General features: G+C 33.6%; 25 protein-coding genes, 1 pseudogene and 1 other annotated feature. Of the genes and pseudogenes, 4 read left to right on the forward strand and 22 right to left on the reverse strand.

The genetic code is table 11. The features are described 5' to 3' along the window. Window positions 1–36: 36 nt before the first annotated feature. From AC1RP1_RS03040 to AC1RP1_RS03070, 7 genes are all read right to left on the reverse strand, one after another. On the reverse strand, window positions 37–969 hold the full coding sequence (locus AC1RP1_RS03040) for a hypothetical protein (RefSeq protein WP_481761234.1): 933 nt from the start codon (window positions 967–969) through the stop codon (window positions 37–39). Then, a complete protein-coding gene (locus AC1RP1_RS03045; RefSeq protein ID WP_481761233.1) occupies window positions 969–1,853 on the reverse strand; it encodes an exonuclease SbcC in 885 nt (294 codons plus the stop codon). Before AC1RP1_RS03045 ends, AC1RP1_RS03040 begins: the two co-directional genes overlap by 1 nt. A gap of 151 nt (window positions 1,854–2,004) precedes the next feature. Beyond that, the gene (gene glnA, locus AC1RP1_RS03050) at window positions 2,005–3,348 is read right to left on the reverse strand and encodes a type I glutamate--ammonia ligase (protein WP_409022650.1); all 1,344 of its coding nucleotides are present in this window, start codon (window positions 3,346–3,348) and stop codon (window positions 2,005–2,007) included. Between the two features lie 25 nt (window positions 3,349–3,373). Further along, window positions 3,374–3,763, reverse strand: coding sequence for a MerR family transcriptional regulator (locus AC1RP1_RS03055; RefSeq protein WP_481761232.1), 390 nt, complete (start codon window positions 3,761–3,763; stop codon window positions 3,374–3,376). A 100-nt stretch (window positions 3,764–3,863) separates the two neighbouring features. After that, the gene (locus AC1RP1_RS03060) at window positions 3,864–5,117 is read right to left on the reverse strand and encodes a methionine gamma-lyase family protein (RefSeq protein ID WP_481761231.1); all 1,254 of its coding nucleotides are present in this window, start codon (window positions 5,115–5,117) and stop codon (window positions 3,864–3,866) included. A gap of 12 nt (window positions 5,118–5,129) precedes the next feature. Continuing rightward, complete coding sequence (miaA, locus tag AC1RP1_RS03065; protein WP_481761230.1) at window positions 5,130–6,062, reverse strand: tRNA (adenosine(37)-N6)-dimethylallyltransferase MiaA; 933 nt, start codon at window positions 6,060–6,062, stop codon at window positions 5,130–5,132. A gap of 2 nt (window positions 6,063–6,064) precedes the next feature. Continuing rightward, window positions 6,065–6,802 (reverse strand): glycerophosphodiester phosphodiesterase, encoded by a 738-nt coding sequence (locus AC1RP1_RS03070; protein ID WP_481761229.1) that lies wholly within the window; start codon window positions 6,800–6,802, stop codon window positions 6,065–6,067. A 126-nt stretch (window positions 6,803–6,928) separates the two neighbouring features. Here AC1RP1_RS03070 and AC1RP1_RS03075 point away from each other — a divergent pair, with 126 nt between their 5' ends. After that, window positions 6,929–7,105, forward strand: a complete 177-nt coding sequence (locus AC1RP1_RS03075) for a DUF3042 family protein (RefSeq protein WP_409022655.1) — start codon at window positions 6,929–6,931, stop codon at window positions 7,103–7,105. 47 nt (window positions 7,106–7,152) lie between these two features. On the opposite strand, the gene AC1RP1_RS03080 is transcribed toward AC1RP1_RS03075, so the two are convergent. From AC1RP1_RS03080 to AC1RP1_RS03110, 7 genes and pseudogenes are all read right to left on the reverse strand, one after another. Then, on the reverse strand, window positions 7,153–7,560 hold the full coding sequence (locus tag AC1RP1_RS03080; RefSeq protein ID WP_481761228.1) for a rhodanese-like domain-containing protein: 408 nt from the start codon (window positions 7,558–7,560) through the stop codon (window positions 7,153–7,155). 20 nt (window positions 7,561–7,580) lie between these two features. After that, window positions 7,581–8,546: an ROK family glucokinase gene (locus AC1RP1_RS03085; RefSeq protein ID WP_481761402.1), complete on the reverse strand. Its 966-nt coding sequence runs from the start codon at window positions 8,544–8,546 to the stop codon at window positions 7,581–7,583. A 31-nt stretch (window positions 8,547–8,577) separates the two neighbouring features. Then, window positions 8,578–8,778 carry a YqgQ family protein gene (locus AC1RP1_RS03090; protein ID WP_409022657.1) on the reverse strand — a complete coding sequence of 67 codons (201 nt, stop codon included), beginning with the start codon at window positions 8,776–8,778 and terminating at the stop codon, window positions 8,578–8,580. 20 nt (window positions 8,779–8,798) lie between these two features. Beyond that, a complete protein-coding gene (locus AC1RP1_RS03095) occupies window positions 8,799–9,473 on the reverse strand; it encodes a rhomboid family intramembrane serine protease (RefSeq protein WP_481761227.1) in 675 nt (224 codons plus the stop codon). Window positions 9,474–9,583: 110 nt separating this feature from the next. Continuing rightward, window positions 9,584–9,733 (reverse strand): 50S ribosomal protein L33, encoded by a 150-nt coding sequence (gene rpmG / locus AC1RP1_RS03100; RefSeq protein WP_057973409.1) that lies wholly within the window; start codon window positions 9,731–9,733, stop codon window positions 9,584–9,586. Window positions 9,734–9,900: 167 nt separating this feature from the next. Then, window positions 9,901–10,974, reverse strand: a complete 1,074-nt coding sequence (locus tag AC1RP1_RS03105; RefSeq protein WP_481762408.1) for a penicillin-binding transpeptidase domain-containing protein — start codon at window positions 10,972–10,974, stop codon at window positions 9,901–9,903. A 108-nt stretch (window positions 10,975–11,082) separates the two neighbouring features. Further along, window positions 11,083–11,976: pseudogene (locus tag AC1RP1_RS03110) on the reverse strand (peptidoglycan D,D-transpeptidase FtsI family protein); the annotation flags it as partial. A gap of 235 nt (window positions 11,977–12,211) precedes the next feature. On the opposite strand from AC1RP1_RS03110, the gene AC1RP1_RS03115 reads away from it, so the two are divergent. Then, complete coding sequence (locus tag AC1RP1_RS03115) at window positions 12,212–14,848, forward strand: YfhO family protein (RefSeq protein WP_481761225.1); 2,637 nt, start codon at window positions 12,212–12,214, stop codon at window positions 14,846–14,848. A 49-nt stretch (window positions 14,849–14,897) separates the two neighbouring features. Here the strand turns inward: AC1RP1_RS03115 and AC1RP1_RS03120 are convergent, their stop codons facing one another. The 8 genes from AC1RP1_RS03120 to AC1RP1_RS03155 form a co-directional block, all read right to left on the reverse strand. Beyond that, window positions 14,898–15,566 (reverse strand): potassium channel family protein, encoded by a 669-nt coding sequence (locus AC1RP1_RS03120; protein ID WP_481761224.1) that lies wholly within the window; start codon window positions 15,564–15,566, stop codon window positions 14,898–14,900. Between the two features lie 77 nt (window positions 15,567–15,643). Next, the gene (gene greA / locus AC1RP1_RS03125) at window positions 15,644–16,126 is read right to left on the reverse strand and encodes a transcription elongation factor GreA (protein WP_481761223.1); all 483 of its coding nucleotides are present in this window, start codon (window positions 16,124–16,126) and stop codon (window positions 15,644–15,646) included. Window positions 16,127–16,209: 83 nt separating this feature from the next. Further along, complete coding sequence (gene mltG / locus AC1RP1_RS03130) at window positions 16,210–17,346, reverse strand: endolytic transglycosylase MltG (RefSeq protein WP_481761222.1); 1,137 nt, start codon at window positions 17,344–17,346, stop codon at window positions 16,210–16,212. A 51-nt stretch (window positions 17,347–17,397) separates the two neighbouring features. Continuing rightward, window positions 17,398–19,818: a phenylalanine--tRNA ligase subunit beta gene (pheT, locus tag AC1RP1_RS03135; protein ID WP_481761221.1), complete on the reverse strand. Its 2,421-nt coding sequence runs from the start codon at window positions 19,816–19,818 to the stop codon at window positions 17,398–17,400. Window positions 19,819–19,823: 5 nt separating this feature from the next. After that, window positions 19,824–20,870: a phenylalanine--tRNA ligase subunit alpha gene (gene pheS, locus AC1RP1_RS03140; protein WP_409022664.1), complete on the reverse strand. Its 1,047-nt coding sequence runs from the start codon at window positions 20,868–20,870 to the stop codon at window positions 19,824–19,826. Between the two features lie 61 nt (window positions 20,871–20,931). After that, window positions 20,932–21,160: a binding site (T-box leader), on the reverse strand. Between the two features lie 43 nt (window positions 21,161–21,203). Continuing rightward, window positions 21,204–21,548, reverse strand: a complete 345-nt coding sequence (locus AC1RP1_RS03145) for a winged helix-turn-helix transcriptional regulator (protein ID WP_481761220.1) — start codon at window positions 21,546–21,548, stop codon at window positions 21,204–21,206. Between the two features lie 121 nt (window positions 21,549–21,669). Next, window positions 21,670–22,170 (reverse strand): HD domain-containing protein, encoded by a 501-nt coding sequence (locus tag AC1RP1_RS03150; protein WP_409022666.1) that lies wholly within the window; start codon window positions 22,168–22,170, stop codon window positions 21,670–21,672. A gap of 116 nt (window positions 22,171–22,286) precedes the next feature. Then, the gene (locus tag AC1RP1_RS03155; RefSeq protein WP_481761219.1) at window positions 22,287–23,051 is read right to left on the reverse strand and encodes a TrmH family RNA methyltransferase; all 765 of its coding nucleotides are present in this window, start codon (window positions 23,049–23,051) and stop codon (window positions 22,287–22,289) included. Between the two features lie 134 nt (window positions 23,052–23,185). Here AC1RP1_RS03155 and AC1RP1_RS03160 point away from each other — a divergent pair, with 134 nt between their 5' ends. Further along, complete coding sequence (locus tag AC1RP1_RS03160) at window positions 23,186–23,461, forward strand: acylphosphatase (RefSeq protein ID WP_481761218.1); 276 nt, start codon at window positions 23,186–23,188, stop codon at window positions 23,459–23,461. Between the two features lie 87 nt (window positions 23,462–23,548). Beyond that, window positions 23,549–24,481, forward strand: a complete 933-nt coding sequence (yidC, locus tag AC1RP1_RS03165) for a membrane protein insertase YidC (RefSeq protein ID WP_409022669.1) — start codon at window positions 23,549–23,551, stop codon at window positions 24,479–24,481. The last annotated feature ends 85 nt before the right edge of the window (window positions 24,482–24,566 follow it).

The following is a 24,566-nucleotide window of genomic DNA, read 5'->3' on the forward strand; positions in this document are numbered from 1 at the left end:
CTGCCCACTAGTAACTAACGGACAGACATTTTTTTATTATTTAAAAATCAAGGGATCTGATTTAATACTTAATTCATTTATATTATTCAAGTACCAATTTCTAATGAAAGGTTCATTCAACAAAATATCGAACCATGAAATTTCTTGGGCAGCATCCATAACAGCAACGACCCATTTTTCATTATCACTCTCACCCATTTGTTGTTGATCATAAATTGTTATTTCAGATTTAGCTAATTTTAAAACAGCACTATTATTTGCGCCTGCTTCAACCATTAACTCATTTTCTGAAGCAAGTACAAATAATTCATCGATAACACTTCGTTTAAGTATATCTTCAGACAATTCGTATCTTGCTGGATTACCTGAATCCAATAGATTAAGATCAACGCTAAATCCATAATCTTCTTTTAAATACGTCGCAAAATCAATTAACATCATTTCAAGATATTTAATCGATTTTGCGTCTAATTTTTCCAAGTAACTAACAATTAAGACATTTGTAATAGCTGTACTATTAATTCGAATCATTCTTTTACGTAAATTTAAATAAAATAAAGATTCTCCTGATTCTTGTGCAACATAATAAGCGCCATCATTATCATCAATTTTAAAGGAAAAACTATCTACGACATTAATCCCAGGTATTTCATGGACAAGTGCTTTTCTAGGCTCTGAGAAGTGTAAAATAGCCGTTTCATTATCATGCAAGTCCATTAAACGGTTAAAGAAGAGTAAACAATAATCTGCAGCACTATATTTTTGCGGGAATGTTAAATAATTAGTGTCAAGTTGATAACCCATCAAACTCATTGCGGCATCAATCAACTCAACTTTATCCTGGGTATTCATTAAAACATCTAATGTTTCCGTAAATTTAATCCCATTGTTCAGACTTAATTTAATTTGTTCATTAAAGTTTACTAAACGCGATTTTGTAGAAACTAACTGCTTTTCTTTTTCAGCCATTATTCAGTCACCTGTCCTTTTTGACTAATTAAGTGAGATAAATAACTGTAATATAAGGCATCATTTTGTTTAGTGAATTTTTCAAAATCACCAAATATACCAATAACACTTTGTCTTTCATAACCAATCAACGTATCTTCTTTGGCTAAACTTAAAACATCAGTCTCACTTGATTTAATATCTTGATATGCACTGCTGGCTTTTTCATCCATCTCAGTTAACTCTGTTAATCTTTCTTTTAACACGCGACGTTCTTCACGAATACGTCCAGCATCCCAAGGACGCCCTTTTTCTTGTGAATTACGTTTCATATCTTCGCGAATTTTGTCTTTTTCAGCGTCACGTTCATCCTGAGAATCAACTAATTCTTGACGTTCTTTATTTTGAATTGATATTTGATTAATTTTATCTGTATTAACACGTTTATTCGTTTCTTCCAATTCAAAAGACTTAGCTAATTTAGCTAGTTCTTCTTCATCAAATTTAAATTCAACATTTAAAACGTCTAAATAGCCAAATTCTTTTCGATCCCACCAATTACCAAAATGAATTTTGAATTTTCCAACTTCCATTTCTTCAAAATAGAAGAATGGATACGTATCACGTAAATATGAGATAAGTTTCAAACTTAAATATTGTTGAATTTGTGGATAATCTTTAATGACCAACTCTTCTTGAATGGCAGATTCCGAAACGCTTCTTTTCTTTAACACTAGTTGTGCGTAACGAGATTGGTTAATGAGTTGATAAACTAATCGATCATCTTCTTGTTTAATCGCCTCTCTAAGTTGATTTAAGTACTCAACTTTTTTAGATAGAGTGCGTTCGATATTGTTTGTAGCTTCACTGTGATCCGATAAATTAAATTGATTGTCTTTTATCATAGTTTACCCCTTATTCATATTTAATGATTATTTTTTTTACTATGTATTGTGATTTTTCTTTGCATAATCAAAAAAACTAAAACAATTTTACTTGTCCTAGTTTCATTATCAATCATTTAGTTAGTCATTTCAAACCTTTATTACACTTTTTTTAATAAAGTTCTAAATATTGATCTCTTTCCCATTCAGAAACTTCTTGACGGTAAGCAGCCCATTCTAATTTTTTGGCTTCAATAAAGCTTGGATATAAATGAGGACCCATTGCTTTTTCCATGATATCATCTTTTTCCAATGCTTTAATGGCATTGTGTAGTGTCGATGGTAAGTCACTAATATGATTATCTTGGCGTTCTTGACGGTTCATTACGTAAATATTTCTATCAACAGATGCAGGTGGTACAACTTTATTTCTAAGTCCATCAAGTCCTGCTTCTAAAATAGCCGCAATAACAAGATAAGGATTAGCAGTTGCATCAACACTTCTTAACTCTAATCGAGTTGATAACCCACGAGCCATTGGTACACGAACTAATGGCGATCGGTTACGTCCAGACCAAGCAACATAAACAGGTGCCTCAAATCCAGGGACAAGACGTTTATATGAGTTAACTGTTGGATTAGTAATTGCTGTGTAACCACGTGCATGTTGTAATAAACCACCTAAGAAGTGGTAGGCATCTTCAGATAATTGCATCTTATCTTTTTCATCAAAGAATGCATTACCATCTTTATGAAATAATGACATATTAATATGCATCCCTGAACCATTAATTCCATTCAATGGTTTTGGCATAAATGTCGCATGTAGACCATGTTTTCTAGCTACCGTTTTAACGACTAATTTAAATGTTTGGATGTTATCACAGGCTTGTAAAGCATCTGCGTATTTAAAATCAATTTCATGTTGGCCAGGTGCTACTTCATGATGAGAAGCTTCAACATCAAAACCCATGTTTTCAAGTTCTAACACGATATCTCGACGACAATTTTCACCTAAATCAACTGGTGCTAAATCAAAATAGCTACCTTTATCGTTTAATTGTGTTGTAGGTTTTCCCGTTATAGGGTCTAATTTAAATAAGAAAAATTCTGGTTCAGGTCCAATATTAAATTCAGTAAACCCTAAATCATTCATTTCTTTTAAGACACGGATAAGGTTATTTCTTGGATCACCTTGGAATGGTTTACGTTCAGCGTTATAAACTTCACAAATAATACGCGCAATTTTTCCATGTTCATGTTCCCATGGGAAAATCATCCAAGTTGATAAATCTGGGTATAAGTACATATCACTTTCTTCGATTCGAACGAATCCGTCGATTGAAGAACCATCGAACATTAATTTGTTTTCTAATAATTTGTCTAGTTGGCTAATCGGAACTTCCACGTTCTTAATAATTCCGAATAAATCTGTAAACATAAGTCTTAAAAATTTAACGTTCTCTTTTTTTGCCATTGTAACAATGTCATCTTTAGTGTATGCAGCTTTTGCCATTTTATCTCTCCTCAGTATTTATAATTTATAGACGCTTGTTTGTGTTAAAAGAAGGATCGTCAGGATTTTTAAGTCCACTAACTGAAAGAAATTCATTTTGAAAAATATGTCTAACATCATTATCTGTCAAAGGCTTTTCTAACAATTTGCGTTGCTTTTTAGCCTGTGCTTCCTTTTCAAAATAAATTTCTTTAATGCCAACCATATTCATGCCTTCATCTAAATAATCTTTAATTTCAAATAACTTATCAATATCATTCAGTGAATACATTCTGCGATTACCATCATTTCTTTGGGGCATAATTAACTCCTGCTCCTCATAATAACGAATTTGACGAGCCGTTAAGTCCGTTAATTTCATTACCGTTCCAATTGGTAATACCGCTAATGATCGTCTGAGTTCCTTCTCTTTCATAAACAAGCCTCCTTTTTAATTACATCCTTATAGTAACAAGGAAATAAATGACTGTCAACGTACAATGTTAGATTTTATAACATAGCTTACAGTCGATTGTTCAATAGAATGTTTTTTCAACTGCAGCTGTAACTGCTAACTTAACATGCGCATACGTTAACCCACCCTGAACATAAAGCGTATAAGGTTCTCTTATTGGACCATCAGCTGACAATTCGACACTAGCACCTTCAACAAAAGTACCCGCAGCCATAATAACTTTATCTTCATAACCAGCCATATCACTTGGTTTTGGTTCAACATATGCATCAACGGGAGATTCACGTTGGATAGCTTGAGCAAACTTAACCATTGGTTCTGGTTTACCAAAGTTAACCGTTTGAATGAGATCAGTTCTTGGTGCATCCCATTTTGGTGACACATCTAATCCCATTTTTTCAAGTAATGCACTCGTATAGATAGCACCTTTAATTGCCTCACCTGTTACATGAGGTGCTAAAAAGAACCCTTGAATAAAATCTCTCATAACATTTAAGGTGGCGCCCTCTTCATTACCAGTACCAGGTGTTGTTAGGCGGTAACCAGCTTTTTCAATTAAATCAGCACGTCCAACGATGTAACCACCCGTTTTAGCTAAACCACCACCAGCATTTTTAATTAGTGACCCTGACATGATATCAGCACCTACCTCTGTTGGTTCAATTGTTTCAGAAAATTCACCATAGCAGTTATCGATAAAAATAATCACATCTTTTGAAATTTTACGAACTTCTTTAATCATCTCAGCAATTTCAGATACCATAAAACTATCTCTAGTTGCATACCCACGAGAACGTTGGATTGCAACAACTTTAACCTTATCCGTTAACTTTTCTTTTAAACCATTAGAATCCATATGATTGTCAGCCGTTAATGGGACGTAATCAAACCCGATACCATATTCTTTCATTGAACCAATACCCGTTCCAGAAATACCAATAACTTCCTGAATCGTATCGTATGGCATCCCAGTAATATATAATAAATCGTCCCCTGGTCGTAACATACCAAAAAGGGCTGTTGAAATTGAATGCGTTCCTGAAACAATTTGTGGTCTCACCATTGCCGCTTCTGTTTTGAAAACATCTGCATAGATACGATCAAGTCCATCGCGGCCGATATCGTCGTATCCATATCCTGTTGATCCGGCAAAATATGTTTCAGAAACATTATTTTTCTTAAAAGCTTCCAAGACTTTTTGTTGGTTAAACAAAACCTGTTCATCAATTTCTTTTAGTCTTGGTTCAATTTGAGTATCAACTTCTCCTACAACATTTGCTAACTCCTGTGATAAATTATCTATCCATTTTTGCATATATTCTTCTCCTTATGACTTTTGTCCTTTTAACCAATCCACTATTTGTATTTCTATTTTACTTAGTTGTTCCGGATGCTCGATTAAATCAAACCAGTTAACTGCCATTTTATTTCTAAACCAAGTTAATTGTCGTTTTGCGTAACGCCTTGAGTTGCGTTTTATTAACTCTGTCGCTTCATCAAGTGATTGTTTTTCTTCAAAATAAGCATATAGCTCTTTATATCCAATACCTTTACTAGCTGGTAAATCATTGGTTTTTTGGTTAAAAAGCCATTTTGCTTCATCAATCAGCCCGGAACCAATCATAAGGTCAACTCGACGATTAATCCGATCATATAGCACTGACCTATCAGTCGATAACCCAATAATAAAGGGGTTAAACTCATCCGTTTTTTGATCCGCTTGCGCCGAAAACAATTGATTTGATTTTTTAATAACCTCTAATGCCCTGATTACTCGTAGCGTATTATTAACTGGAATTTTTAATGCTGCATTTGGATCTAAGCTTTCTAATTCTTGCCAAAGTGCCTCAGGACCGATTTTTTCACTACGTTCTTGTAATTCTTTTCTTAAATTTAAATCGTCGTCATTATCTGTTCCCAATTGAAAATTATCAAGTAATGCCTGTAAATAAAATCCGGTCCCACCAACAATTATTGGTAATTTCCCTCTAGAGGCAATATCACTAATTGCTGCGCGACTTTCGACTGTAAAATCAGCGACTGAATAACGTTCATCACTATTCTTGTGATTAATTAAATAATGTGGAATTCCATCCATCTCATCTTCTGTAATTTTAGCCGTCCCTATATCTAATTTCCGGTAAACTTGCATAGAATCGCCTGAAATAATCTCACCATTAAATTTTTTTGCTAATTTTATCGATAAATCAGTTTTACCAACTGCAGTTGGCCCAACAATTAACAATACTTTTTGCGTCATTTCTAATCTCCTTGAATATCTTTTCGTACTTCTATTGCTTTTGCAGGAAAATCTGTAAAAATGGCATCATATTTCTTTTTAAAACAATAAGTCATATCCTTAACTGAATTAACTGTCCAAGGGCGAATCAGTAGCTTTGGCCAAAATAAGCCATGTCGTTCTCTCAGCCAGGTCACATCAGGGTGTAAGCTAGTGATTAAATGATGCTTAGCCAATTGACGCGACTCTTTAATTTTAAATTGGAATAAACTCGCGAATTCTGCATCAGGATTAATTTTTTGCATTCTACGAATTGAGTTTGGATTAAAACTAGAATACAAAAGATGAATATCTGATGGTAATTGTTCCATTTGTTTATTTACAAGTTCTTCTATACCTTGGTATTCTATATGATTCGTTTTTAATTCTAAATTAAAAGTGCCTTTAAAGTTGTTATCTTTTAACAACTCAATTACTTCTTTTAATGTTGGAATTTGTTCACCTTGATAGTCAGAACTGAATTTAATTCCTGCATCTGCTTTTTTTAATTCCGCTAGTGTCAGATTTACTACCTTACCTGTTAAATTTGTGGTCCTATCAATTTTTTCATCATGCATAATGATTAGTTCACCATCTTTAGACAACTGAACATCAGTCTCAATGCCGTCGGCTCCTGCATCTATTGCGGCCTGAAAACTAACTAACGTATTTTCTGGTCTGGTTCCCTTACTTCCGCGATGCGCATAAATTTTGGTCTGCATATACAAGTCACCCCTAACTTTCAAAAATTATTATATCATTAATCGTAAAATAGCGGTGCTTTTAGTGGCAATTTTAGATTGAATAAGTCATAATAAAGATGTCAAATGAATAAGGAGGTCTACATAATGAAAAACTTTTCAAAAGGTTTCTTAGTCGGAACTGCTGCAACTGTAGGCGCATTAGTTGGTAGCGTCTTTGCCTTTAAAAAAACTGTTGTTGCACCCATCGAAGAAAAAGAACAAATGATTGAAGAAAACCGTAAACGTGCAACACGTAAGAGCCGTTCATCACACCATTCATAAACTAATAAAAGCATTGAAGAATTTTCATTCCTCAATGCTTTTTCTTTTTAGCGTTTTTTTGTTCTACCATCCCATTTTGAAAAACCTGTTTTCAAAATAGTAATATCTGTATAGCCTTGTTTGTGTAATTTATAGGCTGCTCGAGTACTAATCGATTTACCTTGGTCATATAAGTAAAGAGGTAAATCTTTTCTTAAACCACCAATCGCTGTTTTAAATTGAGAATAGGGAATATTTCTTGCTCCCATAATATGAGAAGCATCAAATTCACTTTTTTCACGTAAATCAACAACTTGCGCCTTACGCATACCTTCATTAAATTCTTCATTTGTTACTAATTTAGCTGCACGGCGACCCATATACCAAAGATAAAATTGGTTACCAGCTAACCCAACTAAAATAATAATCAAAATGATATTAATTATTAAACTAACCTTTACTGCTCCTAAAATCATACTAGTTCTCCCCTCAATTATTATTTAATAAACTGACGAGCAAGTGAAGCGGCACCAATAACGCCAGCTTCATTTCCTAATTGTGCTAATTTTAATGATGTTGATGAACGAACTGTTGGGAATGAAAATTGTTTAAAGTATTTAGTAACTTGATCTAATAGGAACGTTCCAGCAGCAGAAACACCGCCACCGATAACAATATATGCTGGATTTAACATATTACCTAAGTTACCACAAGCTAGTCCAAGATAATACGATACCTTATCAACGACCATTTTACCTAAAACATCATTCTCTTTAGCTAAATCAAAAACTAATTTAGATGTAATTTCTTGTCCGTCATCTAACATTTCTTTTAATTTTGATTGGCCAGCAAACTCTTCAGCCATATCACGAGCTACACGTACAACACCAGTAGCTGAAGCATATTGTTCTAAACAACCATGCTTACCACAAGTACACATGTAGCCATTAGGTTCAACTGTAATATGTCCAACTTCGCCACCAGCACCAGCAACACCATGTAATAATGCACCGTTAGCGATAATACCGCCACCAACACCAGTTCCAAGCGTGATGAAGGCAACTTCATCATCATTTTCGCCAGCGCCTTTCCAACGTTCACCTAAAGCAGCAACGTTGGCGTCATTATCAATAGCAAATGGAATTTGTGTACCGGATTCAATATCTGCTTGAACATTTTGCAATGTTTTCCAGTTCAAATTATATGCACCAATAACAGTTCCATCTGCACGATTTACTGTACCTGGTGAGCCCATACCAATTCCAACGAATTGATCAGCAGTCATATCAAATAGTCTGATATGGTGATTAATTGAAGCAATGATATCTGGCACAATATGTGAGCCTTCATCAAGAACGTTTGTTTCAATACTCCATTTTTGTTGAATATCGCCTGTTTCAGTTAAAATAGCGAATTTAACTGTTGTGCCACCTAAGTCGACACCAATTAATTTTTTTTCAATTACCATTATTCAAATTCCTCCACTTACACTCTCAATTATTTTGTTCTTCAACTCGATGTTCATGAGATAGTACAATTTTAGCTCTAGCATAGATTTTGTCATCAATCACTCCTGATCGATGTAAATTATCTAATTCCAATGCCATTAATTCAATATCCCACATACGTTTACCAACATAAACGTACACACCAAATTGTTTCAATAGTTGTTGGACATCATACAAATTTTTCAATTAACGGTCACCACCTTAAACTAGATACTATTAGAAATTCCAATTTTAATCAGAATTAAATTGATAATAATTAAAATAACGAATGCAGCTATCTGTTTAATATGACTGATTCGTGCCAATCTTGGTGCGCCTACAGTCGTTGCGATTAAGAATCCAGATAAAATACCGCCAATATGAGCTGCATTATCTGTACTTGACGACATAAACCCAAACGCAAGATTTAACACAATGAATAGTAAAAATTGCTGCGACATTTGTCTAAAATAGGCACTTTTTCTAAAATTATCACCTAACATTAGGAATGCCCCAAATAAACCAAAAATAGCACCACTAGCGCCTGCCGAAATAGTATCTGGACTGAACGTGAAACTTGCAATATTGCCAGCAATTCCAGCAAGCAAATAAATGCCTGTAAAACGCCAATGACCAAATAACATCTCAATTTGGATACCAATAAAATACAATGTAACCATATTAAGGACAATATGTTCAAATCCAATATGTAAAAATATGGGATTAAATAATCGCCACCACTCGCCGTCCATGATCAGTGGATTATATTTAGCGCCAAATTCAATTAATACATTTGTGTCTTGACTACCACCAGCAAGTGTCATTGCGATGAAAACAATTGCTGATAATCCAATAAAAAAGTACGTCATAAATGGTGTATTTTTGTATTTTGCCAAATTCATAGATAGCTCCTTATTTCATATAAAAATTTACAAAATAACGTTTACAAGATTTTATTTCAACTAGTATAAAAGTTATTTAAAACAAAAAAACAACAGGAAAATTCCCGTTGTTATTTTGTTTCGCGATGTAAAGTAACCTTACGATCACGTGGGCAAAATTTATTAAGCTCAACACGATCTGGATTATTACGTTTGTTTTTACTTGATAGGTATGTCCGTTCATGACATTCCGTACATTCTAATGTAATGTGTACACGCATGGTTGCAACCCTCCATATATTTCTTCATAATTTCATAAGACAATTAGTCTTTAACGTCTTATATAATATCATTATTAATAAGTAAACGCTAGTGTTTTTTTTTATTTGTTAAGGAAATTTACTTTACAGCAATAAAATCAGGTATTAGATGACTTATTTCCTTAATATTATTTATCAGATTCAACAGTTTTCCAAAATGCTGAATAAATTGAAACTGCTGCCTGACCATTCACAGCACTACCTGTATTATTAGCCATTCCAGGGAAAACGAGTGCAACGACCACTTTAGGCTTGTTAGAAGGTGCATATGAAGCCAAACTAAGTGCTTCAGTTTCAGATGTTCCATAGAATGTTTGAGCAGTACCTGTTTTAGCTGAAATTGATGGTGTTACATCACTCATCGCATTCCCAGTTCTCAATGAACTTGATCCATGAACAACCTTATAAAATCCTGATTGAACAACATCAAATTCTGATTTTGTTGCGTTAACTGTACTTAAAATATTAGGTGTCATTTCAGTTTGAACAGAACCTAAAGAACCATCCTCATTTGTTGAACGAATCGCTTTTACAATTTGTGGTTGTAATCTTGTACCACCATTAGCCATCGTTGACATGTATTGCGCTAATTGAATAGTTGTATATGAATCATAATTTCCGAAAGATAAATCAAGTGCTTTACCAATATTTGTTTGGTTAGCTACACCCTCAAAACCAGTTGACTCACCAGGTAAATCAACACCTGTTTTGATACCAAGTCCGAATTGATTAAAGTAACCACGCATTTTGGGGAAAATTGAATTCGACATATCCAGTGAAGAACCACTTGAATATTTGAATCCGCCTTCTCTCATTGCTAACTGCATCATGTACGAGTTAGAAGAAACCATTAATGCATCAGAAGCTGTTAACGCAACGTTAGCTGAACCAGATGTATTAAACCATGATGACTTAGGAGCTGTCCCAGCAAGCTTAATAGGTTCATCAGTTATGGTATTGCTAGTTGGTGTAATTGCCCCATCCATCATAGCTCCCATAACCGTAGCACCTTTTACAACAGAACCCATGGTAAATACTTGATTAATCGACCCTAAAGCATCATCCGTAATCTTACCTGTTTTAATATTTCGATTAACACCGGCCATTGCATAAACGGCACCTGTATTTGGGTTCATGACAACTGCGTAGGCCCCTGGATTATAAGGATTGCTTCCAGCAATTGATTTCACACTATCGTTCATAATCTTTTGAACTTGAGCTTGGAATTTAGCGTTAATATTTAAGACGAGATTATCACCTTTTTTACCACTATATTCTTGTACTTGTTTTACTATTTTACTATTAGCCACTTCAACCTTAGTTTGTGACTTTGTTCCTTTTAAAACATCTTCATATTGTTTTTCTAAATAACTCTGACCAACACTATCATTTCGTGAATAACCTTCAGTCATTAACGTTTCCACGCTATCACTAGGTAGCCCAGTAGCTTCACTAGTGACATTTCCGATGATACTGTTCATACTTTTACCATTTGGGTAACTTCGTGACCAGTTAGTTCCTATTTTAATCCCATTCATCCCTGATAAATGTTCACCTACTTCAGCCATCTCCTTATCGGAAACATCAGAGGTTTTTAAGTAAACAGTTGATAATGAATAAGCACCCGTCATTTTCCCAAAAACAGTAGCAGCTTCTTTTTCTTCATCAGTTAATGAATCAATGTTATTTTTAACAGCATATGCTACTGTCAATGTATTAAAATCAGTAGTTGATAATTTGTTTAACTCAGCAGATGTTAAATTTTTTTCTTTTTTTACAGCAGCAGTGACAGCTTTTAAATGCCCCTTATCCGCTAAGTAGTAATCAGCAGCATTGCGGTCTGTTAATTTACTCGTATCAATACTGACATAGGTTACTAAGTTATTAGCTATCTTATATAAATCAGGCGATAGGATACCTGATCCTTTTGTATAAGTAATTGCTCGAGAAGAATTATTACCAACTAGAACCTTACCTGTTGAGTCATAAACCATCCCACGCTGTACATTCTTAGTTTCTGTTGTCGTATCCGTACTATTAACTGTCGCTTCAAATGAAGCTCCGTTTAAAATTTGTAAATAGGCTAACTGCGCCAGTAATGCTGCAAAAAGTAGGAAAACAATAAAAAACAGGAAATTTAATCTAAATGGAATATGTGATTTATTTTGTTTGCTTCGACCTTGTTTTGTTTTTGGAAGTTTCACGTTTAATTACCTCTCACTGTATCATTATTAGTCTTTTAATTCGTATAAATATATCATTTACCATATTACCACATTTTTAAGATTCATTGGCCCAATAAACAGGCTAACAATTTATATTATAATAAAAACTTTAATAATCAGATTAAATATATTTTTATCTGCTGCTGATTTATGCGGTAAAGTCCCAAATATGCTATTCTTATTACCATACATTAATAGTCAGAGAGGTTTTAAAATGGTTAAGCTTAAAAATTATCTTAAAAAGAATCATGTACTCCTTCTAAGTTTCCTTATTCCTTTATTCATTATGCTTTGTTACTTTATTGGCCGCAAAATGTATCCTTTTGGGAATAGTTCTCTATTAACTGTTGATTTAGGTCAGCAATATATTGATTTTTTCTCTTATTTTAGAGCCACACTTCTCCATCATCCTACTAGTTTTTTCTATTCATTTTCACAAGCAATTGGTGGTGATATGTTAGGTGAGTGGGCATACTACTTAATGAGTCCTTTTAATCTTATTTTCTTAGTATTTCCAGGAAAATCAATTTTAGCGGGTGTTATGGTAGTCACCCTTTTAAAATATGCCTTATCAGGCCTTACGTTCGGTTTATTATTAAAGAAAACAACAAGAATGACTTCACTTTATATCCCATTATTTGCCACAGCGTATGCGCTAATGGGTTGGACGATTGCTAACCAACTTAATTTATTATGGTTAGACGCTGTTATTCTATTACCTTTAGTTATTTTAGGCTTTGAAAAATTACAGTTGAATTCAAAAAGTTGGGCTTATACTTGGTGGCTTGCGTTACTTTTAATCGTTAACTATTATATGGGTTATATGGTCTGTCTTTTTATGATTTTATATTTCTTATATACAACAAGTCGTGTATCTCTATCAGTTAAACAATTTTTTAAAAAATCATGGATTTTCATCTATAAATCTCTAGTTTCTGTAGCAATTTCAGCAATTATCCTCTTTCCAACTCTATTCTCATTGCTTTCAAGTAAGGGAGAATACACGGAAGAATCTATTAAAGCAAAAATTGAATATAATCCTTTAGCGATGCTTTCAAAATTTGTGATTGGTTCATTCAATTTTGATCAAATGCCTTCTGGTTTCCCTAATATTTTTGTAGGGAGTTTGGCTTTAATTGGTTTTATCTTATATTTCATGAATAACCGTTTTTCAATTAAAGAACGGGTTGTCTCTTTTTTAATCACAAGTTTCTTGATCCTATCGATGTGCTTTGAACCTTTAGATTTACTATGGCACGGAATGCAATTTCCAGTTTGGTATCCTTATCGTTTTTCATTTGTATTTTGCTTTTGGATTATCCTTTTAGCTGCTCAACAATTTGAGTACTTTAATCCTATAAAATTCTGGAAATTGAGTATTGTAGGTCTTTTATTCATCGGAATGTTTACGTACTTATTTATATCAAAAGAATCTTATAGTTATTTATCTGATGAAACTTTATTCCTATCAATTTTATTTATTCTTTTAACGTTAATTTTAATTCAGTTCCAAGATCATGCATCACCTTCATTCAAATGGTTGTTATTTGCAAGTGTAATAGCTGAGATGTCATGTAACGCTGTTTATTCATTAGATAACATTAGTTATTTATCTACAAGTGAATACGACGTGTCAACGACTGCCCTAGCAACTGAAAGTAAATCGTTAAAAAAAATTGATAATTCTTTCTATCGTGTCGCACAAACATACAGTCGGACTAAAAATGATGCCATGTCAGCTGATTTTTTCAGCGGTTCCCATTTTAGTTCTGCTTTTTCAAAATCAATCCCAACTTTTTACGGTAAGATAGGACAACCTGATGGTGATAATTATGTCACTTACTCAAATGGTACCTTGGTAACAGATGCCCTATTAAATATGAAGTACGTTTTTACACCAAAACAATTACGGACTTCTAAGGCATTGGACACACAGTTAGAAACATTGACACCACTAACTGAAAAACCTGATACAGCTTACTATAGACCTGTCTCAAATAACTCGTTAACTGAAACGGTTAAAAATCCGTATGCTTTATCAATTGGCTATGCAGCAAATGATACTATATTGACAAACAAGAATAAAACAACTAACCCATTAAGATATCAGTCTGATTGGTTATCTGCTCTAACCGGTATTAATAACGATGCTTTATTTACACCAATTAATTTTAATACTGTCAATTTTGATAACGTTGGTTCACAAATTAATTTAACAAATTCTATTCTAACAAAAACGAAACTAAATAAATCTGGACTAGTCACTTTCACATACACACCAACAACAAACGATGCTTATTATTTAACCTTAGGTTCAGGATTAAGTACTGATAATGTTTTATTTAAATTAAATGGTCACGAATTAAAACAATATAAAACGTATCGAAATACAGTTGTTGTTAATATTGCATCCAATAATAAAGGTAAAAAAATAGTTCTGACAGCTAAATTAAAGAAAAGAACCCTTTTCTTAGAAAACTTTACGCTTTATCAAATGAATGTTAATTCATTTAAATCCCAAATTAAGCAACTAAAATCTAGTGAATTAAACGTTACAAAATACAATCAACATTCAATCACAGGTTCAATATCAGTTAAACGTAATCATCAAGTCGTCTTTACAACGATTCCATACAGTAAAGGTTGGCATGTTAAAGTTGATGGTAAATCCGTAGCAACTAATAAATCATTGAATACTTTTCTCAGCTTTAAAGTTGCTAAGGGAAATCATACCGTTAAACTTATCTATTGGCCACCATACATGGGTATTGGTTTGATCGTCTCAATTTTGGCTATTCTCTTGATACTTATTAAGCCAATTATCGTTCACACAAAAAGATTGATTAAATAGTTTTTGTATAATACAAAAGGACAAGATTGCAATATGCAATCTTGTCCTTTTATTTAGTCTTGTTCATTTTTTCATCAAATTCTGTGACAGCTTTTGTTTCACCAATAATCAGTACCTGATCATTTGGTAAAATAATTTGATCTGCTAATGGTGAAATAATCATTTCTTTACCACGTCTAATACTGATTACATTTAAATTAAATGTTGATCTGAAATTTAATTCATCTAATGTCTTATTAACATATCTCGGATCTGTCATATCAATTTCTGCCAATCGGTAATCATCATCTAAATCTAAGTAATCTAACAAATGATTAGAACTTAATGCCCTACCCAACTTGATTCCCATATCTCGTTCAGGATGAACAATATGATCTGCCCCAACCTTTTGGAGTACACGAGCGTGATATTTATTCAATGCTTTAGCCGTTACGACAGGAACACCTAATTCTTTAACCATCAATGTGACTAAGATACTTGCTTGAATATCTTCACCAATTGCGACAATCACATGATCAAAATTACGAATACCGATTGATTTTAAAGCTTCATCATCTTGTGCATCGGCAACAACAGCATGTGTTGCAATATCCATATAATCATTTACACGAGCTTCATCCCTATCAATAACTAAAACTTCTTGCCCATACTCAATCAACGTTTCGCAAACACTCGCACCAAATCGACCTAAACCGATTATTGCAAAATTCTTTTTCAACTTATCTCACCTACTTAATTTAATAAAAAAAGACTAAGTAACAAATGATTTGCAACTTAATCTTTTATATTTAGCTTTTATAAATTATCTTTAACATCGGTAATTTTGACTTCAAAATTACCATTTGGTGTTTCAATTGTTACTGTTTCATTTAATTTATGGCCAACTAATCCTTTAGCGATTGGTGATTCATTTGAAATTTTACCAGACATTGGGTCAGCTTCTGCCGCACCAACAATCGTGTATGTTTCTTCCTCTTCACCAGGTTCCATAAATGAAACTGTTTTACCAACAGAAACTTCGTCAGCATCTACACCAGCGTTATCAATAATTTCTGCATAATGGAGCATATGTTCAATTGTTTTAACTCGGCCTTCAACAAAACTTTGTTCATCTTTAGCTGATTCATATTCTGAATTTTCTGATAAATCGCCATAACTACGTGCAATCTTAATACGATTAATAATTTCTGCACGCGTTTTTGTTTTTAATGTTTCAAGTTCTTCTTCAAGTTTAACTTTACCGTCTACGGTCATTGGATATACTTTATCTTCTGCCATCACTTACTCCTCTTAAAATTAATAAGTTCAATATGCCTATCAGGTTAACATTTAATTTTGTGATTGTAAACCGGTTGCGTGGATTATTGAACATAATCATTATCAGCCTGTGTCATAGGTGAAAATGCTTGGTAATATTCATACGTTTTAGAATATTCTATTTTTTTAGAATTTGAATTGAAAATAAAATAGAAATTACCTTTCTTTCTGTCCAATGGTGTCAAAACAGCCTGGATAGAATCTAAACTAGCATTGTTAAATGGACCAGGTCCATATCCTTTATAAACGTACAAATTATATGGTTTATCCACGTAATAATCAGCTGACGTTAAATCTTTTTGCGGTATATTTAGCGCATAACTAACTGATATTTTTGATTGTAACGTTATTTCTGATGCAATTCGATTGAAATAAACACCGGCAATTTTTTGACGATCTTTATGGTTTTCCGTCTCTTTTTCAACTAATGAAGCGAGAGAAATGACCTCTTGTACTGTTAATTTTTGTTTTTTTATTGTTGCATAATAAGGCGATAATTCATCATTTGCTTTAACAATCATTTGCTCAACAAGATTTTTTAACGTTGTTTTTTTATAAACAGTATACGTAGCTGGGAACAAATAACCTTCTAAAGGATATCTCACGTTTTTAGATGCCATAGTGGTATCTAAAAGATCTGGATATTTTTTATCTAAGTAATCCAAAAAAGTTTTATTTTTCATTAATTTAATAAAATCATTATATGAAAAATTTGTTTCTTTTGAAATGGATTTACCGATTTGGTTAATTGTTGTTCCCTCACCAACTAATACTTTCGCTAATTTATTTTGTATAGGCTCACTACTTCCACCTTGTTGAAGTGTCCAAGCAATTTTATCCAAACTCATAGATGCCTTAAGTTGATAGTAGCCGCCCTTAAATTGTGACACCTTTTTTTGCTTGACATAGTACGTATACACCGTACCACTTTTAATAATTTTATTTTTTTCTAAAATTGTTCCAATTTGTTTTGTACTTGATCCAATTGGAATATAAACTTGTTCAATTTTATTATTATTTTTATCTAGTGGATCTAAAGATGCCTTGATATATCTATAGGTCATAAACAATATTGTCAGTAGTAATATACATAATAATGCAATGACCCCTGCAATAATTTTCTTAGCCTGGTTTTTATTATTCTCTGGCGGTAATTCTGGAGATGTATCATCTTTTTTCATTGTTTAACCTCCTCACGCTTAATAATAAGTATTATTAAGCTGCGTCCTAAATTATCGAATATCAGCCCTAAGCGTCTCTTTTAAAGCTTCGATAACACGGTTAAAATCATTTGTGACATCTTCTTCAACCAAAGTTTTTGTAATATCTTGATAAGTTAACGTATAAGCAAGGGATTTCATGCCATTTTCAATATGAGATCCTTGATAAAGATCAAATAAATGAACATCAATTAAAGACTTTCCACCTTGTTTTTTAATTAACGCTTCAATCTCACTGTTAGCTATATCATTAGCAACTAGGAGGGCCACATCACGAGTAACTGATGGGAATTTAGAAATAGGCGCAAATAATCGGTCTGCTTTTTTCGCATCAACTAATTTTTGAAGATCTAATTCGAAAACGTATGTTTCCTTTAAATTAAATTCTTTAGCTGAATTAGGATGTACTTGGCCGACAAAACCAATTAATTCATCTTTTAAATAGATATCAGCTGTTCGTCCTGGATGCATATCTTCATGACTTTCAGAAGATACATAAGTAACATCATCAACTAATTCTAATTGTGTTAATAATTGTTCAACAACACCTTTAATCATGAAGAAATCAACAGGTTGTTTTTCATTTTGCCAATTTGCAAGTTTAAATAATCCTGTCATTGCACCTGCAATATGTTCAATTTCAGTAGGTCGCTCTTCGCCCTCACTGCGGAAAAAGACTCTTCCTTGTTCATAGAAAGCAAGATTGTCAGATTTTCGTGCTTCATTGTACGCTAAATCATCTAATAACCCGCTGATTAAGTTCATTCTTGTTGTTGTTCGTTCTGAGCTCATTGGGAACATTAAATTTGTCGTAAAAACATCTTTTTCTTCAAAAATAAATTTACCAGCTTTTTCTTCCGTTGTTAATCCATAACTAATAACTTCAGATAACCCAGCTGATTCCAAAATATGACGCGCCTGTTTAATCATTTTTTGTTTATAAGTATATTTACCAGGAGTCATTTTGCCAGTTGGTAGTGTAGAAGGAATATTATCGTATCCATAAATACGCGCGATTTCTTCTACTAAATCTGCTTCAATACTAATATCCCAACGTCTTGCAGGAACTTCAACATTTAAAGTACCATCGCGATTTACAACCGTAAATCCTAATTGTTTAAATAATTTAGTGATTTCAGATTCTGATAATTCAGTCCCAAGTACACCATTAATATGTGCCACCGTTGTATCAACAAAAGTTGACTCTGCTTCTAGCTTACTTGCACTTGCCGTACCCGACACAACTGTTCCATCACCTAAATTAGCGATTAACTCTGCTGCTGCATCAAGTGCTTCTTGTACTGTTTCAACGTTAATACCACGTTCAAATCGCATTGAGGCTTCACTATGAATACCATGTGTGCGTGCTGTTTTTCTAACCATTGAATTGTTAAATACTGCAGATTCAATCGCAACTGTCACAGTTTCGTCGGTTATTTGTGTTGATTCGCCACCCATTGTCCCAGCAATAGCAATCGGTGTTTTACCATTTGTAATCACAATATCTTTTTCTTTTAATTCACGTTCTTCGCTATCTAGTGTTGTAATCTTTTCGCCAGCAATAGCTGTTCTTACTAAAATATCTTTACTTCCCAATTTATTATAATCAAAGGCATGTAATGGTTGACCATAATCCATCAATATATAATTGGTCACATCAACGACATTATTAATAGGTCTAACGCCTGCGTTCCAAAGACGAATTTGTAACCACATTGGACTTGCTTTAATTGTTAAATCTTTAATCACGCGCATCGAATATGTGGGTGCTAACGTTTTATCAGGCAACGATAAAGAAATGTAATCTTCAATTTTTTCAGTAGATGTTTCTTTCAATTCTGGATGCTTAAATGTTGCCGGAACATCATAGTCAGCAGATAGTTCATGTGCTACCCCACGCATACTTAACATATCAGCACGATTTGGTGTCACATCAATATCAATAATGTCATCATTCATACCTAAGTAATCAAAGACTGATTCACCAGGAATTGCATTTTCTGGCATTACGTAGATACCTTCTACAAATTCTTTAGGCACGACACTATCTGAAAATCCAATTTCTTGTAATGCACAAATCATACCTTCAGAAGCTTGTCCGCGCATTTTACCACGTTTGATTTTAACATTATCAGCAATTCTAGAATTGGGTAATGCAACAATAACTTTTTGCCCTGCGGCAATATTAGGTGCGCCACAAACGATTTGACTAAGAGATCCTTCACCAACATCAACTTGGCAGATATTTAAATGATCAGAGTCTGGATGTGGTACCAAACTATCAACATATCCAACAACAATTTTTTTAAGTCCTTCAGAAGGACGTTCAACGCTATCAATTTCAACGGCTGTACGAGCTATTTTTTCAGCAATAATTTCAGGTTCAATTTCTAATGTTAAATATTCATTCAACCAATTTTTAGATACTTTCATTATCTCTAACCTCTTTTCGTAAATTGTGACAGGAATCGATTATCGTTTAAATAAAAATGACGAATATCGTCGATACTATATTTAAGCATCGCAAAACGATCTGGTCCTAAACCAAAGGCAAAACCACCGTATACTTCAGGGTCGACACCGGCCATTCTTAATACATTAGGATGTACCATTCCAGCGCCTAAAACTTCTAACCAGCCTGTGTATTTACAGATTGAGCACCCTTTACCCGCACATTTAAAACAGGTCACATCGACTTCAACTGACGGTTCCGTAAATGGGAAGTAACTTGGTCGTAACCGAATTTCTTGTTCTTCTCCAAAAATTGTTTTAGCAATCAGTTCAATCGTTCCCTTTAAGTCTGCCATCGTAATATGTTTGTCGATTACTAACCCTTCGAACTGGTGAAATTGATGTGAATGCGTTGCATCATCTGTATCACGTCGATAAACTTTACCAGGTGAAACCATTTTTAATGGTCCTTTTGAAAAATCATGTGTTTCCATTGTCCTTGCTTGAACGGGTGATGTTTGTGTTCTCATTAATAATTCTTTTGTAATATAAAATGTATCTTGCATATCACGAGCGGGATGATCCGCAGGTAAGTTCAACATTTCAAAATTGTAATGGTCTTCTTCTATTTCTGGACCTGAAACAACTTGATACCCCATACCCAAAAAGAGCTCTTCCAATTCTTCAATCACTTGCATAATAACATGTGGCTGCCCTAATTGAATTTGGGCACCTGGTAGCGTTACATCGATTTTTTCTTTTTCCAACTTTTTAGCAGTCATTTTAATTTCAAGTTCTTCATTTTTCACACGAATAGCTTCAGCTAACTCATTTTTAATGGTATTAGAAAAGCTACCAATTTTAGGTCGTTCTTCGGCTGATAATTCCTTCATACCTCTTAAAACTTCTGTGATTGGTCCTTTTTTTCCAAGTAAATTAACACGAATAGCATTAATTTGTTTTAGATCCTCTGATTCACGAATTTGTTTCAAGCCTTTTTCTTGTAACTCAAGTAATTTCTCTTTTAAATCCATTAATATCGACTCCTTTATTAGTTGTTTTGATAGATTTTAGACACAAAAAGACCCCGTCCTAAAAAGGGACGAGGTCTCGCGGTACCACCCTTGTTTTTGAGAATACAAATTCCCAAACACTCAAAATGATAACGGCCATTAACCGGTTAATTGCATGATTTAAGTTAGCCTACATTAATTAACAGCTCTAGAAGTGAATTCAATATTTTATTTATTGGTTAGTTTCAGTCTAGCTAACCATCCCTTTAAATCCAAGAAAAATATCTACTATTTTCTGTCTAAGCCTTTATTCTATATTCATAGTTTAAAGGTATCAAAGCCTATCGTCAAGTCTTACTCGCAATCTTTAAGTGTATACCACTTTTCTGACCATGTATGGACGCTATCCATCATATTTTTCATGTCTTTTCCTTGTTCAGTAAGCTCATAAAAACTACGACTAGTTTCACCGATGGCGACTCTTGAGATAATATTAGTATCTTCAAGTTCTTTTAAACGTTCAACTAATACACGGTCACTGCATTTATCAACCTTTTGAGCTAATTCTTTAAATCGTTGAGGTCCTTCATCCAATAAAACGTTAATAATTAAACCGTTCCATTTTTTACCTAATATTGAAAAAGTTTTTTCAAATTTAGGACACATTTCATAATTTGTTTTTTCTTGAACAACTTGCATAATTAACCCCTCCTCAGTTACTTTATTACTATATTTTATCATTAACTAACAAAAAGTAAACAAATTGGTTCGTTTTCGAAAAAACAAAAAGGATAAGCCTGTAGGCCTATCCTTTTTAAAACTATTTTAAAATTGCAATTAATTGCTGAAAGCTATGTTTTGATTTATTTTTTAACGGTGATGAAACTTCACTTGTTGCTTCATATTTATCAACCATGGTTACAATATATCCCTCTGGATATTTAGGTGGTGCAACAGTAGCACCCCACATATGTTTCATGATGATATCTTTTTCTAAATCAGATAATGTCGTTAACTTCTCTGCATTTCTAATAGCGATACGCGGATGAATCCAAGCATGTGTACCGCGATCGAATTTAGTTGTACGCCAATCGTAGTAAAATAAATCATGTAATAATCCGGCCCTTGCCGTTGCTTTTGCATTTAAATGTAATCTTTTAGCGATACGATAACTGTCATAGGAAACTGAGATTGAATGTTCTAATCGAGTAGAAAAATGATGTTGTGTATATTCACTTAATCTTTGAACTTCTGGTTTTGCCAAAAGGTCTCCAACATAACTCATATATAATTCATCATCAAGATACGAATCTTTTTTCATATACTAGTACGCCCCCAAAATATTTTTTCCTATCTCCATCATAACTGATTGAGCACCTATTGCAAGCGCAATCAGTTATCTTTAGTAAATCGTAATAATTTCACCAAATATCATAATTAAGCTTTAAGATGAAACATTAGTACACCTGCAGCAATAGCGACATTTAACGATTCAGCACGACCTTTAATTGGAATATATAAATTAGCATCCGTTTCATTTAACAGGTCATTACGCATCCCGTTACCTTCATTTCCCATAATTAAACCAAAATTATCTGTAGCAGAAATCTCACGATAACTAAGTGCATCTTCATTTAATTCAGAACCATAAATAGCAATATTATTTTCTTTGAATAAGGTAGTAACTTCCATTAAATCGGCATCCACTAATTGAACATGAAATTGGCTTCCCTGCATCGAACGTAAAACTTTAGGATGATGACTATCTGCACTACCCTCACCAAAAATGACACCTGTTAAACCGGCAGCATCGGCAGTTCTAACCATTGTTCCAATATTTCCTGGATCTTGAACACCATCTAGCATTAACCAGCCACCAGTTAAATGGTCAACTGATAATTGTTGATTTTCTTCCATCTCAGTTACCGCGTAAATACCTTGTGGCGTACTCGTGTCAGCAAGATATAAACTAACTTCAGATGAGATTTCTACTTGCTCAATTGTCGTATCGGCTATTTCATCAAAATATCTAAAATCATTAGTAACAAGCAAATATTCAATTTTTGTGTTTGCCATGAGTGCTTCTTTAACTAAATGCCAGCCTTCTAAAAGGTATTTATTTTCCTTTTTACGACCTTTTTTAGTTTGTAATTTTTTCCAGTATTTAATCTTAGCATTCTGTGTTGAATTAATTTTTTCCATAAATGTACCCCTCTTACTATTGGAAATAATTATAGCATATTTAAAATAGCATTAGTTGGTCATTATCATCTTTTCCAGTTATAATGAAAGCAATAAATGCCTATATCTACTTTATAATATGGAGGGATTACATTATGAGTGCTATTCAAATAACTGTTTTTGGTCGCGTGCAGGGTGTTGGCTTCAGATATACGACGAAGAGATTAGCCGATGATCTAGGCATCTACGGGTCAGTACAAAATAATTTTGATGACAGCGTCACAATTAAAGCAAGTAGTTCAGATAATACCCAATTAGAAAAATTTATTCAAAAAGTTAAAAATTCACCTACACCAGCCGGTAAGGTGACTGATTATAAAGAAACCTCCTTAACTAATTATATGCCGACTGCCTTTACCGTTATTTACTAATTACGATTTATTTATAGCCCATTGAAATCCCCCTATATTTAAAGTATAGTAATCGATATAGTCACTTTAAGAGGGGAAAATATATTAATGAAAAAGATTAAACGTTTAACAATGCTCCCAATATTCATGGCGCTTGTCCTGTTCCTATCGGGATGCGTCCGCAGAGACAAGAATGGTAATCCTTTTGGGATGGTTTACGACTATTTAGCAAAACCAACTCAGGGATTGCTTGACTGGTTATCCGCTCATCTAGGTAACAACTACGGTCTAGCAATTATCGTTATCTCAATCGTCATTCGCTTGGCACTTATGCCAATGATGATTAATCAATCGAAAAAAGCGACCGTTCAACAAGAAAAAATGGGTTCGATTCAACCACAATTAAAAGTCATTCAAGAACGACAAAAAAATGCTAAAAGTTCAGAAGAAAAAGCAGCTATCAGTCAAGAAATGATGGCACTTTATAAAGATAACAACGTCAGCATGACTGGCGGAATTGGCTGCCTACCATTATTAGTTCAAATGCCAATTTTTGCTGCGCTATACGCTGCAATCTTATATTCTTCAGAATTAAAGGATGCTGTCTTCTTTAGCATTAAATTAGGTACACCATCAATTATCTTTACTGTGCTATGTTTCATTGTGTATTTGGGTCAAGGATTCATTTCAACAATTGGCATTCCGCCAGAACAAAAGAAAACAATGCAAACAATGTTAATTGCTAGTCCAGTTATGATGGTCTTTGTTACAATGAGTGCGCCAGCAGGTATTGGTCTCTACTTCTTCATCGGTGGCCTCTTCGCTTGTGTTCAAACATTTATAATTATGTTAATGCGTCCTAAGATTCGTCGCGAAATTCAAGCTGAACTTGCTAAGAACCCACCAATTGTTAGAGAACGTTCAACAATTGATGCTGTTGAAGAAACAGTGGAACAAACAATTGATAATGTTGAAGATAATCTTTCAAATGTAGCAAAAAATAATCGTAATCGTAATGCTGGTAAACAAAACCGCAAATAAAGATTAACCATTAAAAAAAGCTTACCATTCTTAGAATTGCTCTAAGAATGGTAAGCTTTTTTTATTATACTGTCTAAATTTTTGT

This window comes from Dellaglioa sp. CoH-56-MRSF-13, assembly GCF_056782095.1.

Excerpts from the sequence above, each read along its gene's own strand:
- AC1RP1_RS03040 (WP_481761234.1), bottom strand. The coding sequence starts at position 969 with ATGGCTGAAAAAGAAAAGCAGTTAGTTTCTACAAAATCGCGTTTAGTA.
- AC1RP1_RS03045 (WP_481761233.1), bottom strand. The coding sequence starts at position 1,853 with ATGATAAAAGACAATCAATTTAATTTATCGGATCACAGTGAAGCTACA.
- glnA (WP_409022650.1), bottom strand. The coding sequence starts at position 3,348 with ATGGCAAAAGCTGCATACACTAAAGATGACATTGTTACAATGGCAAAA.
- AC1RP1_RS03055 (WP_481761232.1), bottom strand. The coding sequence starts at position 3,763 with ATGAAAGAGAAGGAACTCAGACGATCATTAGCGGTATTACCAATTGGA.
- AC1RP1_RS03060 (WP_481761231.1), bottom strand. The coding sequence starts at position 5,117 with ATGCAAAAATGGATAGATAATTTATCACAGGAGTTAGCAAATGTTGTA.
- miaA (WP_481761230.1), bottom strand. The coding sequence starts at position 6,062 with ATGACGCAAAAAGTATTGTTAATTGTTGGGCCAACTGCAGTTGGTAAA.
- AC1RP1_RS03070 (WP_481761229.1), bottom strand. The coding sequence starts at position 6,802 with ATGCAGACCAAAATTTATGCGCATCGCGGAAGTAAGGGAACCAGACCA.
- AC1RP1_RS03075 (WP_409022655.1), top strand. The coding sequence starts at position 6,929 with ATGAAAAACTTTTCAAAAGGTTTCTTAGTCGGAACTGCTGCAACTGTA.
- AC1RP1_RS03080 (WP_481761228.1), bottom strand. The coding sequence starts at position 7,560 with ATGATTTTAGGAGCAGTAAAGGTTAGTTTAATAATTAATATCATTTTG.
- AC1RP1_RS03095 (WP_481761227.1), bottom strand. The coding sequence starts at position 9,473 with ATGAATTTGGCAAAATACAAAAATACACCATTTATGACGTACTTTTTT.
- rpmG (WP_057973409.1), bottom strand. The coding sequence starts at position 9,733 with ATGCGTGTACACATTACATTAGAATGTACGGAATGTCATGAACGGACA.
- AC1RP1_RS03105 (WP_481762408.1), bottom strand. The coding sequence starts at position 10,974 with ATGAACGATAGTGTGAAATCAATTGCTGGAAGCAATCCTTATAATCCA.
- AC1RP1_RS03115 (WP_481761225.1), top strand. The coding sequence starts at position 12,212 with ATGGTTAAGCTTAAAAATTATCTTAAAAAGAATCATGTACTCCTTCTA.
- greA (WP_481761223.1), bottom strand. The coding sequence starts at position 16,126 with ATGGCAGAAGATAAAGTATATCCAATGACCGTAGACGGTAAAGTTAAA.
- mltG (WP_481761222.1), bottom strand. The coding sequence starts at position 17,346 with ATGAAAAAAGATGATACATCTCCAGAATTACCGCCAGAGAATAATAAA.
- pheT (WP_481761221.1), bottom strand. The coding sequence starts at position 19,818 with ATGAAAGTATCTAAAAATTGGTTGAATGAATATTTAACATTAGAAATT.
- pheS (WP_409022664.1), bottom strand. The coding sequence starts at position 20,870 with ATGGATTTAAAAGAGAAATTACTTGAGTTACAAGAAAAAGGCTTGAAA.
- AC1RP1_RS03145 (WP_481761220.1), bottom strand. The coding sequence starts at position 21,548 with ATGCAAGTTGTTCAAGAAAAAACAAATTATGAAATGTGTCCTAAATTT.
- AC1RP1_RS03150 (WP_409022666.1), bottom strand. The coding sequence starts at position 22,170 with ATGAAAAAAGATTCGTATCTTGATGATGAATTATATATGAGTTATGTT.
- AC1RP1_RS03155 (WP_481761219.1), bottom strand. The coding sequence starts at position 23,051 with ATGGAAAAAATTAATTCAACACAGAATGCTAAGATTAAATACTGGAAA.
- AC1RP1_RS03160 (WP_481761218.1), top strand. The coding sequence starts at position 23,186 with ATGAGTGCTATTCAAATAACTGTTTTTGGTCGCGTGCAGGGTGTTGGC.
- yidC (WP_409022669.1), top strand. The coding sequence starts at position 23,549 with ATGAAAAAGATTAAACGTTTAACAATGCTCCCAATATTCATGGCGCTT.